This window comes from Mycolicibacterium wolinskyi, assembly GCF_002101965.1.
In the GTDB taxonomy this organism is placed as follows: domain Bacteria; phylum Actinomycetota; class Actinomycetes; order Mycobacteriales; family Mycobacteriaceae; genus Mycobacterium; species Mycobacterium wolinskyi.
Window position 1 is genome coordinate 203,820 of the sequence record NZ_LQQA01000032.1, and the last position, 14,499, is coordinate 218,318.

The following is a 14,499-nucleotide window of genomic DNA, read 5'->3' on the forward strand; positions in this document are numbered from 1 at the left end:
AAGCCACCGAAGGAGGGCACCATGACGGCATTGCTGCGCGAGGTGATTGGCGACGTGCTGCGCAACGCCCGCACCGACCAGGGGCGCACCCTGCGGGAGGTGTCCGACGCCGCCCGGGTCAGCCTGGGCTACCTGTCGGAGGTGGAACGCGGCCGCAAGGAGGCGTCGAGTGAACTCCTCAGCGCCATCTGCGACGCCCTCGACGTTCCGTTGTCGCGAGTGTTGACCGACGCCGGGGAGGGCATGGCCCGCCGCGAGCGCGACGCCGCACACCCCGCCCAGACCAACGTCGCGCACATCGACGTCACGACCAAGGTCGTCATCCCGCAGGCAGTGTCGATGGCGGTCGCTTGATCGCTGCTCGCGGCGATTTTGCGAAACACACGTCCGAACATGCCGCGGGACTGTGGAGCCATGCCCGAAACCGATAGGTTGGCATCAGAGAAGTTGCGGCAACCCGGAAACTCAAGGCCCGATCCCAAGGCCCGATACGACAAGGCGGAATGAACCCATGGCCAATCCGTTCGTCAAGGCGTGGAAGTACCTGATGGCGCTTTTCAGCTCCAAGGTCGACGAGTACGCCGACCCGAAGGTGCAGATCCAGCAGGCCATCGAGGACGCGCAGCGTCAGCACCAGGCGCTCACCCAGCAGGCCGCCCAGGTGATCGGCAACCAGCGCCAGTTGGAGATGCGCCTCAACCGCCAGCTCGCCGATATCGAGAAGCTGCAGGTCAACGTGCGTCAGGCGCTCACCCTGGCCGACCAGGCCACCGCCGCCGGTGACGCCGCGAAGGCCACCGAATACAACAACGCCGCCGAGGCGTTCGCCGCGCAACTCGTGACCGCCGAACAGAGCGTCGAGGACCTCAAGGGTCTGCACGATCAGGCGCTGCAGGCCGCGAGCCAGGCCAAGAAGGCCGTCGAGCAGAACGCGATGATGCTGCAGCAGAAGATCGCCGAGCGCACCAAGCTGCTGTCGCAGCTCGAGCAGGCCAAGATGCAGGAGCAGGTCAGTTCGTCGCTGCGGTCGATGAGCGAGCTGGCCGCCCCGGGCAACACCCCGAGCCTCGACGAGGTCCGGGACAAGATCGAACGCCGCTACGCCAACGCGATCGGCCAGGCCGAGCTCGCGCAGAACTCGGTGCAGGGCCGCATGATGGAGGTGCAGCAGGCCAGCGTCCAGATGGCCGGCCATTCGCGCCTGGAGCAGATCCGCGCGTCGATGCGCGGTGAGGCACTGCCGAGCGGCGGTGCCACGCCCGCCACACCGGCCACGCCCGCGACCAACCAGACCCCGGCCGCACCCGAAAACCCGCTCAGCCAATAGTGATTCGAGTGTTCTAGATCATGGCTACCAAGACCGGTCGACCAGAAGCCTGGCGATCGCTGCTGCAGCGAGGTGTCGATACCGCCGCCGAGTTGTCCGGGGCACTTGCCGAGAAGCTGAGTGCCGCCGCCGATCCGCGCGCCAAGCTGCTGCGCAAACGGCGGTGGGCGCTGCGGCTCGGGGTGTTCTTCACCCTGGCGTGCGCGTTCTGGGTGTTCGTCACCGCGGTGCTCGCGTCGTGGAGCACCCCGGTCTGGGTCCTGATCATCACGGGCGCCATCGCCGCGGGCGCGGCGTTCCCGGCGACGTTGCTGTGGCTACGGTATCGCTGGCTGCGCGCCACCCCGCTGCCCGCCGAACGCCCCACCGTCGGGCGTCGGCTGCCGCCGTGGGGTTCGGCGGCCCGCCAGCCCATGGCGGCGCTGCTGGCCTCCGAGCGTGGGATGTTCTCGCTGCTCGGGGTGATGGAGCGGGGACGGATGCTGCCCGCCGAGGAGCTGCGGGAGCTGACCGCGGTGGCCAACCAGACCGCGCGCACAATGGCCGGGACCGCCAACGAGGTGGTGTCCATGGAGCGCGCCATCAGCAACGCGCCCCAGTCGCGGGCGCATCTGGTGCCCACGATCAACGCGTTCACCGCACAGTTGAATCAGGGTGTCCGGCAGTACAACGAAATGGTCACCGCCGCAGCCCAATTGGTGTCGGCGGCGAACAACGGTCCGGCATCGGCCGCGCCGCTGTCACAGCACCGCTACCGCACCGAGCTGACCGGCGCCACCGATCGGCTGATCGGCTGGGCGCAGGCCTTCGACGAGCTCGGGCAGCTGCGGCGGGCCTGACCCTCAGACGTCGTGGCTGCTTGGCGGCCCCGACCGCGGTCCGTACCTCTCGATGTACGCCTCGTGGATGTGCGCGTTCTTCTTGCGGGACAGCGCGTCGACGAGGTTGGGGTCCAGCCCGTGTTTGGCCAGCATGTGGCGGCGCCACACCTTGTTGAGGGCATGCGAGAAGAACACGAACGGGATGAAGATCGGCAGCGTCATGCTGATGTGGACGTACAGCGTCGTCGGGATCAGCCAGAACGGTGCCAGGATGATCAGGGCGGGCACCGCCATCCGCACCATCATCCGGATGGTGGCGCCTTCGCCGGCCAGATCGTCACGTACCCAGCCGCGCATGGAATCGGGCAGTCGCCGCCCGTAGCAGTAGGTGACGTACTCCCAGATGTTCGGCTTGGAGCGTGCCGACGGCTCGCTCACAGGGTGGTGCGCAGCGACGGGACCACCACGCCGGCTACGCCCCGCACGGTTGCCTTCAACATGTCGAAGAAGTCGAAGTAGTCGCGCCACAGCGTGATTCGGCCGTCGTGCACCTCGAATACGCCACAGACCCAGAACTGCAGCCGCAGCGGGCCGAAGGTCAGGGCATCGGTGCGTTCGGTGAGCACGGACGCACCGTCGGCCGCGCTGCGATGAATCTTCACCTCGAAACCGGCGCGGCCCTGCATCGACCGGAACAGCTTCATCGCGCGGGCGCGCCCGTAGATCGTCGGCAGCCCGACGTTCTGGTAGACGAGATTCTGGGCCAGGGCGTTCTCGGCCGTATCGAAGTCCTCGTCCTGCAGTGCGTTCAGGAACACCTCGACCGTTGTGGTCGGGTCCTGCACTGTCGTGGATGATTGGTCAGCCATGCCCGAAGCCTAGATGCCAGGGGCTGTGGCAGGGTAGGCCGGTGCGCGTAGCCGTGGTTGCCGGGCCCGATCCCGGGCATGCCTTTCCAGCCCTCGCGCTGTGCCGAGAATTCCTGGCCGCGGGGGACACCCCGACCCTGTTGACGGGCGTGGAATGGCTGGACACCGCGCGTGCTGCCGGCATCGACGCGATCGAACTCGACGGCCTGGATCCCACCGAACTCGACGACGACGCCGACGCGGGAGCCAAGATCCACCAGCGGGCAGCCCGCATGGCGGTGCTCAACGTGCCGCAGCTACAGGACCTCGCGCCCGATCTGGTGGTCTCCGACGTCATCACCGCATGCGGAGGTCTGGCCGCCGAACTGCTCGGACTGCCGTGGATCGAGCTCAATCCCCATCCGCTGTACCGGCCGTCGAAGGGGCTTCCGCCGCTCGGCAGCGGCCTGGCGCCCGGCGTCGGTGTCCGGGGCCGGTTGCGTGACGCCGTGATGCGGGCGCTGACCGCGCGGTCGTGGCGCGCCGGGCTCGCGCAGCGTTCGGCGGCGCGGGTGCAGATCGGTCTGCCCGCGGCCGACCCGGGTCCGCTGCGCCGGTTGATCGCGACCCTGCCCGCCCTTGAGGTGCCGCGCCCGGACTGGCCGGACGAGGCGGTTGTCGTGGGGCCGCTGCACTTCGAGCCCACCTCCGCGGTGCTGGACGTGCCACCGGGATCCGGCCCGGTGATCGTGGTGGCGCCGTCCACCGCGGTGACCGGGGCGCAGGGGATGGCCGAGCTGGCACTGGAATCGCTGCGGCCGGGGGAGACGGTGCCCGCGGGCGCGCGCGTGGTGGTATCGCGCCTGGCCGGAGCCGACACCCACGTGCCGCCGTGGGCCGTCGTCGGGCTGGGCCGCCAGGACGAACTGCTCTCGCACGCCGATCTGGTGATCTGCGGCGGCGGGCACGGCATGGTGTCCAAGACGCTGCTGGCGGGTGTGCCGATGGTGGTCGTCCCGGGCGGTGGCGATCAATGGGAGATCGCCAATCGTGTTGTGCGCCAGGGCAGTGCGCAACTCGTGCGGCCGTTGACCGCCGACGCTCTCACCGCTGCGGTCGGCGCGGTGCTCGGCTCGCCGGCCTACCGGGAGGCCGCGGCGCGTGCCGGGGCATCGGCGGCCGAGGTGGCAGATCCGGTACGGGTGTGCCATGACGCCCTGTCCCGGGCTGGGTAGGTTGGGGTCCGTGCGGTTGACGGAATTCCATGACCTTGTGGATGGCCAGTTCGGCTCGATGCGAGGGCGCTCCCTGCTCGTCGACCATGTGCTGAGCGGCCTCGGCGGACGCACCGCCGCGCAGGCCATCGAAGACGGTGTCGAGCCCCGCGAGGTGTGGCGGGCGCTGTGCGCGGACTTCGACGTGCCGCGCGATCAATGGTGAGGTTTTTCCGCTTTTCCTGATCGCGAATCCGGCGTATACCGGAGCTATGGGTCTCGGTGACCATCCGATGCGGACGCCGTTCTACGGCGTGCTGCTGGTGATCGTCGCAGTTCTGTTGGCGTGGCTGGTCGCGTCGACACTGACCGGATGGCAGGCGGCGGTCGGATACTTCCTGGCGATCGCCGTCGGCGCGGTCGGGTTCGTCATGACGCTGCGGGATCTCGACAACTTTCCGAACTGGCGGCACTGACCGCCGCGCCGTGCACGGCGTGTCCACTTGAATCGAACAGATGTTCGTCTACTGTGGTCGGCATGCGATGGCTAGATGCTGGTCAGGCCGACTTGTCGGTGGCTACCTCTAGCGTCACGGACAACTGATCGAAAACCGATCAACCACCCATAAGGACGGAGATCACCATGGCGCAGCAGGCACCTGACCGCGAAAAAGCGCTCGAATTGGCGATGGCGCAGATCGACAAGAACTTCGGCAAGGGGTCGGTGATGCGCCTCGGTGACGAGGTGCGCCAGCCGATCTCGGTCATCCCGACCGGTTCGATCGCGTTGGATGTGGCACTCGGTATCGGCGGTCTGCCGAGGGGCCGTGTCGTCGAGATCTACGGCCCGGAGTCCTCGGGTAAGACGACGGTCGCGCTGCATGCGGTGGCCAACGCGCAAGCCGCAGGCGGCATCGCGGCGTTCATCGACGCCGAGCACGCGCTCGATCCGGAGTACGCCAAGAAGCTCGGCGTGGACACCGACTCGCTGTTGGTCTCTCAGCCCGACACCGGTGAGCAGGCGCTGGAGATCGCCGACATGCTGGTGCGCTCGGGTGCGCTGGACATCCTGGTGATCGACTCGGTCGCCGCCCTGGTGCCCCGCGCCGAGATCGAAGGCGAGATGGGCGACAGTCACGTCGGTCTGCAGGCCCGCCTGATGAGCCAGGCGCTGCGGAAGATGACCGGTGCGCTCAACAACTCCGGCACCACCGCGATCTTCATCAACCAGCTCCGCGAGAAGATCGGCGTGATGTTCGGCTCGCCCGAGACCACAACGGGCGGTAAGGCGCTGAAGTTCTACGCCTCGGTCCGGATGGACGTCCGCCGCATCGAGACACTCAAGGACGGCACCGACGCCGTGGGTAACCGCACCCGCGTCAAGATCGTCAAGAACAAGGTGTCGCCGCCGTTCAAGCAGGCCGAGTTCGACATCCTCTACGGCCAGGGCATCAGCCGCGAAGGCTCGCTCATCGACATGGGTGTCGAGCACGGCTTCATCCGCAAGTCGGGCTCGTGGTTCACCTATGAGGGTGAGCAGCTGGGCCAGGGCAAGGAGAACGCCCGCAAGTTCTTGCTGGAGAACGTCGACGTCGCCAACGAGATCGAGAAGAAGATCAAAGAGAAGCTCGGTATCGGGGCCGTCGTGACCGCCGAGGCAACCGATGACGTCCTACCCGCCCCGGTTGACTTCTGAGTCGCCCGGCAAGCCCGAGGGGGAGCAGGCGCAGGATCCCTGCGCCCGCGAGGAGCAGGCCAAGAATGTCTGCCTGCGCCTGCTTACCGTGCGGGCACGTACCCGCTCCGAACTCGAGGCGCAGCTGACCAAACGCGGTTACCCCGATGACGTCAGTGCCAGGGTGCTCGACCGGCTCACCGAGGTCGGACTGATCGACGATGAGGATTTCGCCGAGCAGTGGGTGCGTTCTCGGCACGCCAATGCCGGAAAAGGCAAGCGGGCGTTGGCCGTTGAACTGCGCAAGAAGGGCGTGGACGACGAGGTGATCAGCTCGGCACTGGCCGATCTCGATCCGGCCGCCGAGCGGCAGCGGGCCGAGCAGCTGGTCCGGGACAAGTTGCGCCGTGAACGCCTCGCTGACGACGACGATGTGAAGGTGACGCGCCGGTTGGTGGGCATGCTCGCCCGCCGCGGCTACAGCCAGTCGATGGCGTTCGACGTGGTCAGTGTCGAGCTCGCCAGTGAGCGGGAGCGGCGCCGGGTGTAGTTCAGTCTTTTCTGCCGGTGGCGGCGACGGTCACGCCCAGGCCGATCATGGCGAGCCCGCCGACGCCGCCCACCATGGCGAGCCTTCGCGGTGAATGCGCGAACCAGCTTCTGGCAGTTGCCGCGACGAGGCCCCACACGGAGTCGGACGCGATCGCGATCAGGTTGAAGACCAATCCGAGGATCAGGATCTGGACGATGACGCCGTGACCGTTGCCGCGGTCGACGAACTGCGGCAGGACAGCCGCGAAAAACACAATGGTCTTCGGATTGGCGACACCGACGGCGAACCCGTCCCACAGCGTGCGGGACACGCCGTGTCGTGGATCGCCGCCATCGAGGTTGGCTTGCAGCTCGCCGCGATGGCGGATCGCGGTGATGCCGAGATAGATCAGGTACGCCGCGCCGGCGAGTTTGAGTGCGGTGAACGCGACGACGGAGTGTTCGACGACGGTGCCGACACCGAATGCCACGGCGACGACGAGCACGTACGCGCCCAGCGCGTTGCCGGCTACGGTGGTGAGCGCCGTCTGGCGGCCGTGCGCCAACGCTCGGCCGATGACGAACAGGACGCTCGGCCCCGGGACGATGATCAGGACGAACGACATCGCCGCGAACGCCAGCAGCCGGTCGGCGGACACCACGGGGGCAGCTTATCGGCTGACCACCTGCACGGTAGCTTGACCAACGTGAACGGCGAAGTGGTGATCTTGACCGGTCCGCCCGGAAGCGGCAAGACCACAGCGGCGGACATCCTCGCGGCAGCAGCCGACCGGCCGACCGTACATCTGACCACCGATCAGTTCTATCGGGCGATCCGCGCCGGGTACATCCCGCCGTTTCTGCCGGAGGCGCAAGCGCAGAACGAAGTGGTCATCGACGCGATCGTCGCAGCGGTCGCGGCATACGCCAGTGGCGGATTCGACGTGGTCGTCGACGGCATCGTCGGCCCGTGGTTTCTCGGACCGTTCCGCGACCTCGCGGGAAGGAGCGGAATCACCTTGTCCTACATCGTGTTACGGCCGACGCTGCAGACCGCGCTGGCGCGTGCACAGGCCCGCAGCGGCGACGACCTCAAGGACCCCGACGCCATCACCGGTTTGCATTCCGCGTTCGCCGAACTCGACGGCCTGGAAAGCCACGTCATCGACAACAGCGCACTCGACGCATCCGGCACGGCCGAGCGCGTTCGCCAGGCGATCGCCTCGGGGCGTTACCGCCTGTGATCCGGCAGGTCTAGGTACCGCGGGACTGGTCGCCGGTGGCCGCCAGCTCCACGTGCGCGCCGGGGGCGCCTTCCTGTTCGATGGCTTCGGCCGCAAGGGGAGTCGGTGCCCGGCGGGAGCTTCGCAGCCGTCGTTCGATTCTCGTGGCCAGTGCCGACAATGCGAAGTTCACGGTGATCATCAAGATCGCGATGACGATCAATGCGGGTAGGTAGTTGCCGTAGGACGAACCGATGTTGGTGCCCTGCCGCACCATCTCCACGAACGTGATCTGGTAGCCGATCGCGGTGTCCTTGAGCACGACCACCAATTGCGAGATCAAGACCGGCAGCATGGCCGTGATCGCCTGCGGCAGCAGGATCATGCGCATGGTCTGGGTCCACGACAAGCCGAGTGACCATGCCGCTTCACTCTGCCCGCGGGGCAGCGAACTGACCCCGGCGCGGACGATCTCGGCGATCACCGCGCCGTTGTAGAGCGTCAGACCCGTGATGACCCCGGCCAGCGCAAGGTGTTTCGAGGGGAAGACGTCGTATGTGGCGTACAGGAAGTACGCGAAGATCATCATGATCAGGACCGGGACCGCGCGGAAGAACTCCACGATCACGGCGCTGACCCAGCGGATCGGGCCGATCGGCGCGAGCCGGCCCACCCCGAGGATCAGGCCGAGCGCCAGCGCCAGCACGATCGACACGGCCGCCGCCGTCAGCGTGCCCTGCACCCCGGGCAACACGTACGTCATCCACAGGTCTGACGTGAGAAACGGCTTCCACTTGGCCGCTTCGAGTTGATCGCGGTTCCACAGCTGGTAGATCACGAACGCGATGACCGCTCCGGTGATCAACACGGTGAGCGCCGTCAGCACATGGTTGCGTGCCCGAGCCCGCGGACCGGGCGCGTCGAAGAGAACCGATCCGCTCACCTTGGCCATCCGTTCTTCGCGCAAGCGCTCATCACCTGGCCACCGCCAATCGCTTACCGAGCCAGCCGAAGAACAACCCGAGCGGCAGCGTCAGCAGGATGAACCCGACCGCGAAGATCGTGCCGACGGCGATCAGCGCGGCGGTGTTCTCGATCATCTCCTTCATCAGCAACGCGGCCTCGGCGACACCGATCGCCGAGGCGATCGTCGTGTTCTTCGTCAACGCGATCAGAACCGAGCCGAGGGGGATGATCACCGCGCGAAAAGCCTGCGGCAGCAGGATCAATCGCAGGTTCTGGCCGAACGTCAAACCCAGCGACCGGGCGGCCTCGGCCTGCCCCAGGGGCACGGTGTTCACCCCCGACCGCACGGTCTCGCACACGAATGAAGCGGTGTAGACCGTCAGGCCGAGCACCGCGAGCCGAAAGTTGCTGTCGGTGATGGAGGTTGGTGAATTCGGGTCGACGAGGGTGATCCGCAACGTCTGCCCCACCCCGAATGAACAGAACAGGATGATCAGCGTCAGGGGAGTGTTGCGGACGATGTTGACATACGTCGTGCCGATCCAGTTCATCACCGGTGTCGGCGCCAGCCTCATCGCGGCCAGCACGGTGCCAAGAATGAGCGCTCCGACCGCGGAGTACACGGTCAGCTGGATGGTCGTCCAGAACGCCGCGAATATCTCATCGCGGTACTCGGTGAAGATCTCCACGGTCGGAGCTGTGCCTCCGGCGGATCAGTAGCGGTCGACGGGCGGCGGCGTGGGGGCCTGGATACCGGCCGGGCCGAGGTTCTTGTCGAACGCTTCCTTCCAGGCGCCGCTGGACTCCATCTTCTCGATGGCGTCGTTGATCTTGTTGCGCAGCTCGGTGTCGCCCTTCTTCAGGCCGATGCCGTAGCGCTCCTCGGAGAAGGTGTCGCCGACGATCTTGAACGTGCCCGGCGTCTGCGCGGCGTAGCCGGCCAGGATGACCTCGTCGGTCGTCACGGCGTCGATCACACCGTTCTTGAGCGCGTCGATGCAGGCCGAGTAGGTGTCGAACTGCTGCAGCTGCACCTTCGGGTACTCGTCCTTGATCCGCTGCGCGGGAGTCGACCCGGACACCGAGCACAGCTTCTTGTTGTTCTCCAGCGACGCCGCCCCGGTGATGTCGGTGTTGTCGGCGCGCACCAGCAGGCTCTGCCCGGTCAACAGATAGGGCCCGGCGAAGTCAACCTTCTCCTTACGCGCGTCGGTGATCGAGTAGGTGGCGGCGATGAAGTCGACCTGGTCGTTCTGGATCAGCGTCTCGCGCTGGGCCGACGGCGCTTCCTTCCACTCGATCTGGTCCTCGTTGTAGCCGAGTTCCTTCGCGACGTACTTGGCGACGTCGACGTCGAACCCGGACACCGAGCCGTCCGGATTCTTCTGGCCGAGGCCGGGCTGGTCGTACTTGGTTCCGATGACGATGGTGTTGCCCTCGTCGCCGCCACCGCCGCCCCCGCATGCGGTCGCGGCGAGCGGCAGTGCGACGGCCAGTGCGATCGCACCGACGACGCGCATCCGTCGTGTGGGTATGGACGCCATATTCCTGGGTCCTTTCACCGGAGCATTAGTGATGGAGAATCTTGCCGAGAAAATCTTTGGCGCGATCGGTTTTCGGATTGTCGAAGAACTCGGCAGGCGCGGAATCCTCGACGATGGCGCCGTCGGACATGAACACCACGCGGTCCGACGCCCGGCGCGCGAAGCCCATCTCGTGGGTGACCACGACCATCGTCATGCCCTCGCCGGCCAGCGAGGTCATCACCGCGAGAACTTCGTTGATCATCTCGGGATCCAGGGCGCTGGTCGGCTCGTCGAACAGCATGACCTTGGGATTCATCGCCAGTGAGCGCGCGATGGCCACGCGCTGCTGCTGGCCGCCCGACAACTGCGCGGGGTACTTGTCGGCCTGGTTGGCGACGCCGACGCGCTCCAGCAGCGCCATGGCGTTGTCACGCGCCTTCTCCTTGGTGGCCTTGCGCACCTTCATCGGCGCGAGCGTGACGTTCTCCAGGATCGTCTTGTGCGCGAACAGGTTGAAGGACTGGAAGACCATCCCGACATCCGAACGCAGCTGTGCGAGCTTGCGTCCCTCGGCCGGTAGCTGTTCGCCGTCAACCGAAATCGTGCCCGAGTCGATGGTTTCCAGCCGATTGATGGTGCGGCACAACGTCGACTTACCCGAACCGGACGGGCCGAGCACCACGACCACCTGGCCGCGGCCGACATCCAGGTTGATGTCCTTGAGGACATGCAGGGAGCCGAAGTGTTTGTTGACTCCCTGGAGTGAAATCATCGGCACCTCTGGTGGCGCCGGATCGTCGACCTGCGGCTGCGCGCCGGGGCTTCCCATGGGTGCAGACCTTACCCAGGGAACGCCCAGCGTGCTCGCATTCGTGAATCCGCGCCGGAGTCGCCCGGGCGGCGACCTCCTGCCCGGTTGACGTCTGTCGCGCGTCCGTACCATTAGGGCCGTGACTTCGATGGTGACCCGACAGGCGACGGCAGATCATGCCGTCGACCGTCACGTGCGCACCTATCAGGTCCGCACGTACGGGTGCCAGATGAACGTCCACGATTCCGAGCGGCTCTCGGGGCTGTTGGAGGCGGCCGGATATCGGCGGGCCGACGACGGTGCCGACGCCGACATCGTGGTGTTCAACACCTGCGCGGTGCGGGAGAACGCGGACAACAAGCTCTACGGCAACCTCAGCCACCTGGCGCCCCGTAAGCAGTCCGATCCGAACATGCAGATCGCGGTCGGCGGCTGCCTGGCGCAGAAGGACCGTGACGCGGTGCTGCGCCGTGCGCCGTGGGTGGACGTGGTGTTCGGCACGCACAACATCGGCTCGTTGCCGACACTGCTGGACCGGGCCCGTCACAACCGCGAAGCCCAGGTCGAGATCGTCGAGGCGCTGCAGGAGTTCCCGTCCATGCTGCCCGCGGCGCGGGAGTCGGCCTATGCCGCTTGGGTTTCCATCTCGGTGGGGTGCAACAACACCTGCACGTTCTGCATCGTGCCGTCGCTGCGTGGCAAGGAGGTCGACCGCAGGCCGGGCGACATCCTCGCCGAGGTGCAGTCGCTCGTGGACCAGGGTGTGCTGGAGATCACTCTGCTCGGCCAGAACGTGAATGCCTACGGCGTGTCTTTTTCGGACGAGCGGTTGCGCGAGGACCCGACAGCCCCGCCTGCCATGCCGCGCGATCGCGGCGCGTTCGCCAAGCTGCTGCGGGCGTGCGGTGGCATCGATGGCCTGGAGCGGGTCCGGTTCACCTCACCGCATCCGGCCGAGTTCACCGACGACGTGATCGAGGCCATGGCGGCGACGCCGAACGTGTGCCCCACGCTGCACATGCCGCTGCAGTCCGGTTCGGACCGCATCCTCAAGGCCATGCGCCGCTCGTACCGGGCCGACCGGTATCTCGGGATCATCGACAAGGTCCGCGCCGCGATCCCGCACGCCGCGATCACCACCGACCTCATCGTCGGTTTCCCCGGCGAGACCGAGGAGGACTTCCAGGCCACCCTCGATGTGGTCGAGCAGTCGCGGTTCGCGAGCGCGTTCACCTTCCAGTACTCCAAACGGCCCGGCACCCCGGCTGCCGACATGGCCGATCAGTTGCCGAAAGCTGTTGTCTCCGAGCGTTATCAGCGACTCATCGAGCTGCAGGAGCGGATCTCCCTCGAGGAGAATCGGGCGCAGGTCGGCCGCGTCGTCGAACTGCTCGTCGCCACCGGCGAGGGCCGCAAGGACGCCGCCACCGCACGCATGTCGGGGCGCGCCCGCGACGGCCGGCTGGTGCATTTCCTCCCGGGGGACAACGAGATCCGTCCCGGCGACATCGTCACGACGACCGTCACCGGCGCGGCCCCGCATCACCTGATCGCCGATTCCGCGATCGTCGGGCACCGGCGCACCCGTGCCGGTGACGCACATGCGGCGGGGCAGCGACCGCGCACCGGCGTCGGCCTGGGGATGCCACGCATCGGTGCGCCGGTGCAACAACCGTCCTCGGGAGGGTGTGGGTGTTGACCAACCACGGTGACTTCGAGCAGTTCAAGGGCGACCTCGATGCCGTCGAACGCAAGATGGCACGCGAGTTCGACCCGGGTGCCCGCGCGCTCGTGGTGGCGATCCTGGTATTCATCGTGCTGCTGTCGTTCGTGCTGCCGCACACCGGTGACAGCTTGGGTTTCGACGTACTGGTCGGTGACGCCGCGGCGGTCCGTGACGGTGTGTCGCTGCCCTCGCGCGTGTTCACCTGGCTGGCTTTGGTCTTCTCGGTCGGCTTCTCGACGCTTGCGTTGCTGACCCGCCGCTGGGCGCTGGCCTGGGTGGCATTGGCCGGCTCGGCCGTGGCCAGTGCGCTCGGCATGCTCGCGGTGTGGTCGCGCCAGACCGCGACCGGCTATCCCGGGCCGGGGTTCGGCCTGATCATCGCCTGGCTCGCGGTGATCGTGCTGACGTTCCACTGGGCACGTGTGGTCTGGTCGCGCACCGCGGTTCAGCTGGCGGCCGAGGAGGAACGCCGCCGGGCCGCCGCGCAGCGTGAACAGCACAGCCTGCTCGACGACACCGACAAGGACAAGCCTGCCAAGGACCCGGACGAGCCGGACCAGGCTTAGCGGTCAGCGGCGCTTCCCCAGCGATTCGGCCGCGGCGTCCGCCCACTGGCGCCACTGCTCGGCGCTGGCCCGTGCCGCCTCGGCGTCTTTCGTCCGGCCCGCTGCGGCAGCCTTTTCGGCCTGCTTCTCGAATTGTTCGGCGCGGGCCCGGAATTGGTCGGCACGCGCCTGCGCTTCCGGATCGACGCCCCCAACGGGGGCATCGCGGATCTTCTTCTCGACGGCTCGCAGCCGGCGTTCCAGGTCGGCCGCGCGCTCGCGGGGCACCTTGCCGATCGCGTCCCACTTGTCGCCGATGACCCGCAATGCCGCGCGCGCCGCGTCGAGATCGGTGGTGTCGATTTTCTCGGCTTCGGCCAACAGTGCTTCTTTGGCCGCGGCATTGGCCTTGAACTCGGCGTCGCGTTCGGCATGGGCGGCGTTGCGGGCCGAGAAGAACGTGTCCTGGGCGGCCTTGAACCGCTGCCACAGGGCGTCGTCGACGTCCTTGGCCGCGCGGCCCGCCGCCTTCCACTCGGCCAGCAGATCGCGAAACGCGGCCCCGGTCGCGCCCCAGTCGGTCGAACCGGCCAGTTCCTCGGCGCGCTCGCACAGCGCCTCCTTGGCCTGCCTGGCCCCGAGCCGGGTGCGGTCGAGTTCGGCGAAATGCGAACCGCGCCGGCGGTTGAAGGTCTCCCGCGCGGCCGAGTAGCGCTTCCACAACGCATCGTCGACCTTGCGGTCCAGCCCGGTGATCGTGCGCCACTCGTCGAGGATTTCGCGCAGCCGGTCGCCGGCGGCTTTCCACTGCGTGGCGTTGGCGGCCAGATCCTCGGCCTCGGCGGCGAGCGCTTCCTTGCGGGCGGTCTGTGCCGCGCGGTGTTCGTCGCGCTGCGCGCGTTCGTTCTGGGCTGCCGCGTCGGCTTGTTCGAGGATCGCCGTGAGCCGCGCGCCCAGGGCGTCGACATCACCGAGAACCGCTGCGGTGGGCAGGGTTTCGGCAAGCGCGGCGGCTGCCGACTTGACCTTGCGGGCATCGCCGGTGCCCGACGTCAGGCGCCGTTCGAGCAGCGCCACCTCGGTGTGCAGGTCGTCGAAGCGGCGACCGAAGTGGGCGTATGCCGACTCGGTGTCGCCGGCCTGCCAGGAGCCGATGACGCGCTCGCCGGAACCGGTGATCAGCCAAACCGTGCCGTCGGCGTCCACCCGGCCGAACCGGTGGGGATCGCTCGTCGGGGCCGGCGCAACCACCGGACTGGCCGCCCGGCCGGGGTGGGGCACGGGGC

At 67.5% G+C, this 14,499-nt stretch carries 19 protein-coding genes; 11 read left to right on the top strand and 8 right to left on the bottom strand.

Annotated features, from left to right (window positions below):
• Nucleotides 1–21 precede the first annotated feature (21 nt).
• From clgR to pspM, 3 genes are all read left to right on the top strand, one after another.
• Complete coding sequence (gene clgR / locus AWC31_RS30165) at nucleotides 22–354, top strand: transcriptional regulator ClgR (protein ID WP_085148264.1); 333 nt, start codon at nucleotides 22–24, stop codon at nucleotides 352–354.
• A gap of 157 nt (nucleotides 355–511) precedes the next feature.
• Nucleotides 512–1,327 carry a phage shock protein PspA gene (pspA, locus tag AWC31_RS30170; protein ID WP_067851086.1) on the top strand — a complete coding sequence of 272 codons (816 nt, stop codon included), beginning with the start codon at nucleotides 512–514 and terminating at the stop codon, nucleotides 1,325–1,327.
• Between the two features lie 20 nt (nucleotides 1,328–1,347).
• Nucleotides 1,348–2,166: a phage shock envelope stress response protein PspM gene (pspM, locus tag AWC31_RS30175; RefSeq protein ID WP_085148267.1), complete on the top strand. Its 819-nt coding sequence runs from the start codon at nucleotides 1,348–1,350 to the stop codon at nucleotides 2,164–2,166.
• 3 nt (nucleotides 2,167–2,169) lie between these two features.
• Here the strand turns inward: pspM and AWC31_RS30180 are convergent, their stop codons facing one another.
• Together AWC31_RS30180 and AWC31_RS30185 are read right to left on the bottom strand one after the other, a co-directional pair.
• Nucleotides 2,170–2,586: a DUF5313 domain-containing protein gene (locus AWC31_RS30180; protein ID WP_085148270.1), complete on the bottom strand. Its 417-nt coding sequence runs from the start codon at nucleotides 2,584–2,586 to the stop codon at nucleotides 2,170–2,172.
• Complete coding sequence (locus tag AWC31_RS30185) at nucleotides 2,583–3,017, bottom strand: limonene-1,2-epoxide hydrolase (RefSeq protein WP_067851092.1); 435 nt, start codon at nucleotides 3,015–3,017, stop codon at nucleotides 2,583–2,585. The genes AWC31_RS30180 and AWC31_RS30185 overlap by 4 nt, the downstream gene beginning before the upstream one ends.
• A 41-nt stretch (nucleotides 3,018–3,058) precedes the next feature.
• Here AWC31_RS30185 and AWC31_RS30190 point away from each other — a divergent pair, with 41 nt between their 5' ends.
• The 5 genes from AWC31_RS30190 (at nucleotide 3,059) to recX (ending at nucleotide 6,435) form a co-directional block, all read left to right on the top strand.
• Nucleotides 3,059–4,231: a glycosyltransferase gene (locus AWC31_RS30190; RefSeq protein ID WP_085148273.1), complete on the top strand. Its 1,173-nt coding sequence runs from the start codon at nucleotides 3,059–3,061 to the stop codon at nucleotides 4,229–4,231.
• Nucleotides 4,232–4,241: 10 nt separating this feature from the next.
• The gene (locus AWC31_RS30195) at nucleotides 4,242–4,436 is read left to right on the top strand and encodes a DUF3046 domain-containing protein (protein ID WP_067851096.1); all 195 of its coding nucleotides are present in this window, start codon (nucleotides 4,242–4,244) and stop codon (nucleotides 4,434–4,436) included.
• A 46-nt stretch (nucleotides 4,437–4,482) separates the two neighbouring features.
• Nucleotides 4,483–4,686, top strand: coding sequence for a hypothetical protein (locus AWC31_RS30200; RefSeq protein WP_085148276.1), 204 nt, complete (start codon nucleotides 4,483–4,485; stop codon nucleotides 4,684–4,686).
• Between the two features lie 167 nt (nucleotides 4,687–4,853).
• Entirely contained in the window at nucleotides 4,854–5,906 is a 1,053-nt protein-coding gene (gene recA / locus AWC31_RS30205; RefSeq protein WP_067851099.1) for a recombinase RecA, read from the top strand.
• Entirely contained in the window at nucleotides 5,875–6,435 is a 561-nt protein-coding gene (recX, locus tag AWC31_RS30210; RefSeq protein ID WP_085148279.1) for a recombination regulator RecX, read from the top strand. Before recA ends, recX begins: the two co-directional genes overlap by 32 nt.
• A gap of 1 nt (nucleotide 6,436) precedes the next feature.
• On the opposite strand, the gene AWC31_RS30215 is transcribed toward recX, so the two are convergent.
• On the bottom strand, nucleotides 6,437–7,042 hold the full coding sequence (locus AWC31_RS30215; protein WP_207626456.1) for a LysE family translocator: 606 nt from the start codon (nucleotides 7,040–7,042) through the stop codon (nucleotides 6,437–6,439).
• Nucleotides 7,043–7,123: 81 nt separating this feature from the next.
• Between AWC31_RS30215 and AWC31_RS30220 the strand changes: the two genes are divergently transcribed.
• Nucleotides 7,124–7,660 (top strand): AAA family ATPase, encoded by a 537-nt coding sequence (locus AWC31_RS30220; RefSeq protein WP_085148368.1) that lies wholly within the window; start codon nucleotides 7,124–7,126, stop codon nucleotides 7,658–7,660.
• A 10-nt stretch (nucleotides 7,661–7,670) separates the two neighbouring features.
• Here AWC31_RS30220 and AWC31_RS30225 read toward each other — a convergent pair whose 3' ends face one another.
• From AWC31_RS30225 to AWC31_RS30240, 4 genes are read right to left on the bottom strand one after another with little or no spacing between them, the layout of a single operon-like run.
• Nucleotides 7,671–8,582: an amino acid ABC transporter permease gene (locus tag AWC31_RS30225; protein WP_085148371.1), complete on the bottom strand. Its 912-nt coding sequence runs from the start codon at nucleotides 8,580–8,582 to the stop codon at nucleotides 7,671–7,673.
• Between the two features lie 31 nt (nucleotides 8,583–8,613).
• Nucleotides 8,614–9,294: an amino acid ABC transporter permease gene (locus AWC31_RS30230; RefSeq protein ID WP_067851109.1), complete on the bottom strand. Its 681-nt coding sequence runs from the start codon at nucleotides 9,292–9,294 to the stop codon at nucleotides 8,614–8,616.
• 24 nt (nucleotides 9,295–9,318) lie between these two features.
• Nucleotides 9,319–10,149 carry a glutamate ABC transporter substrate-binding protein gene (locus AWC31_RS30235; protein WP_067851111.1) on the bottom strand — a complete coding sequence of 277 codons (831 nt, stop codon included), beginning with the start codon at nucleotides 10,147–10,149 and terminating at the stop codon, nucleotides 9,319–9,321.
• A 25-nt stretch (nucleotides 10,150–10,174) separates the two neighbouring features.
• Complete coding sequence (locus AWC31_RS30240) at nucleotides 10,175–10,903, bottom strand: amino acid ABC transporter ATP-binding protein (protein WP_085148374.1); 729 nt, start codon at nucleotides 10,901–10,903, stop codon at nucleotides 10,175–10,177.
• A 187-nt stretch (nucleotides 10,904–11,090) separates the two neighbouring features.
• Here AWC31_RS30240 and miaB point away from each other — a divergent pair, with 187 nt between their 5' ends.
• Both miaB and AWC31_RS30250 read left to right on the top strand, forming a co-directional pair.
• Nucleotides 11,091–12,641, top strand: coding sequence for a tRNA (N6-isopentenyl adenosine(37)-C2)-methylthiotransferase MiaB (miaB, locus tag AWC31_RS30245; protein ID WP_085148377.1), 1,551 nt, complete (start codon nucleotides 11,091–11,093; stop codon nucleotides 12,639–12,641).
• Nucleotides 12,629–13,234 (top strand): Rv2732c family membrane protein, encoded by a 606-nt coding sequence (locus AWC31_RS30250; RefSeq protein WP_085148285.1) that lies wholly within the window; start codon nucleotides 12,629–12,631, stop codon nucleotides 13,232–13,234. The genes miaB and AWC31_RS30250 overlap by 13 nt, the downstream gene beginning before the upstream one ends.
• 3 nt (nucleotides 13,235–13,237) lie before the next feature.
• Here the strand turns inward: AWC31_RS30250 and AWC31_RS30255 are convergent.
• Nucleotides 13,238–14,499: DUF349 domain-containing protein (locus AWC31_RS30255; RefSeq protein WP_420087652.1), on the bottom strand; the 1,262-nt coding region annotated here is incomplete at its 5' end.

Bases quoted from the DNA above. Each gene is read 5' to 3' on its own strand.
- clgR (WP_085148264.1), top strand. From the start codon at position 22: ATGACGGCATTGCTGCGCGAGGTGATTGGCGACGTGCTGCGCAACGCC.
- pspA (WP_067851086.1), top strand. From the start codon at position 512: ATGGCCAATCCGTTCGTCAAGGCGTGGAAGTACCTGATGGCGCTTTTC.
- pspM (WP_085148267.1), top strand. From the start codon at position 1,348: ATGGCTACCAAGACCGGTCGACCAGAAGCCTGGCGATCGCTGCTGCAG.
- AWC31_RS30185 (WP_067851092.1), bottom strand. From the start codon at position 3,017: ATGGCTGACCAATCATCCACGACAGTGCAGGACCCGACCACAACGGTC.
- AWC31_RS30200 (WP_085148276.1), top strand. From the start codon at position 4,483: ATGGGTCTCGGTGACCATCCGATGCGGACGCCGTTCTACGGCGTGCTG.
- recA (WP_067851099.1), top strand. From the start codon at position 4,854: ATGGCGCAGCAGGCACCTGACCGCGAAAAAGCGCTCGAATTGGCGATG.
- recX (WP_085148279.1), top strand. From the start codon at position 5,875: ATGACGTCCTACCCGCCCCGGTTGACTTCTGAGTCGCCCGGCAAGCCC.
- AWC31_RS30215 (WP_207626456.1), bottom strand. From the start codon at position 7,042: ATGTCGTTCGTCCTGATCATCGTCCCGGGGCCGAGCGTCCTGTTCGTC.
- AWC31_RS30235 (WP_067851111.1), bottom strand. From the start codon at position 10,149: ATGGCGTCCATACCCACACGACGGATGCGCGTCGTCGGTGCGATCGCA.
- AWC31_RS30240 (WP_085148374.1), bottom strand. From the start codon at position 10,903: ATGATTTCACTCCAGGGAGTCAACAAACACTTCGGCTCCCTGCATGTC.
- miaB (WP_085148377.1), top strand. From the start codon at position 11,091: ATGGTGACCCGACAGGCGACGGCAGATCATGCCGTCGACCGTCACGTG.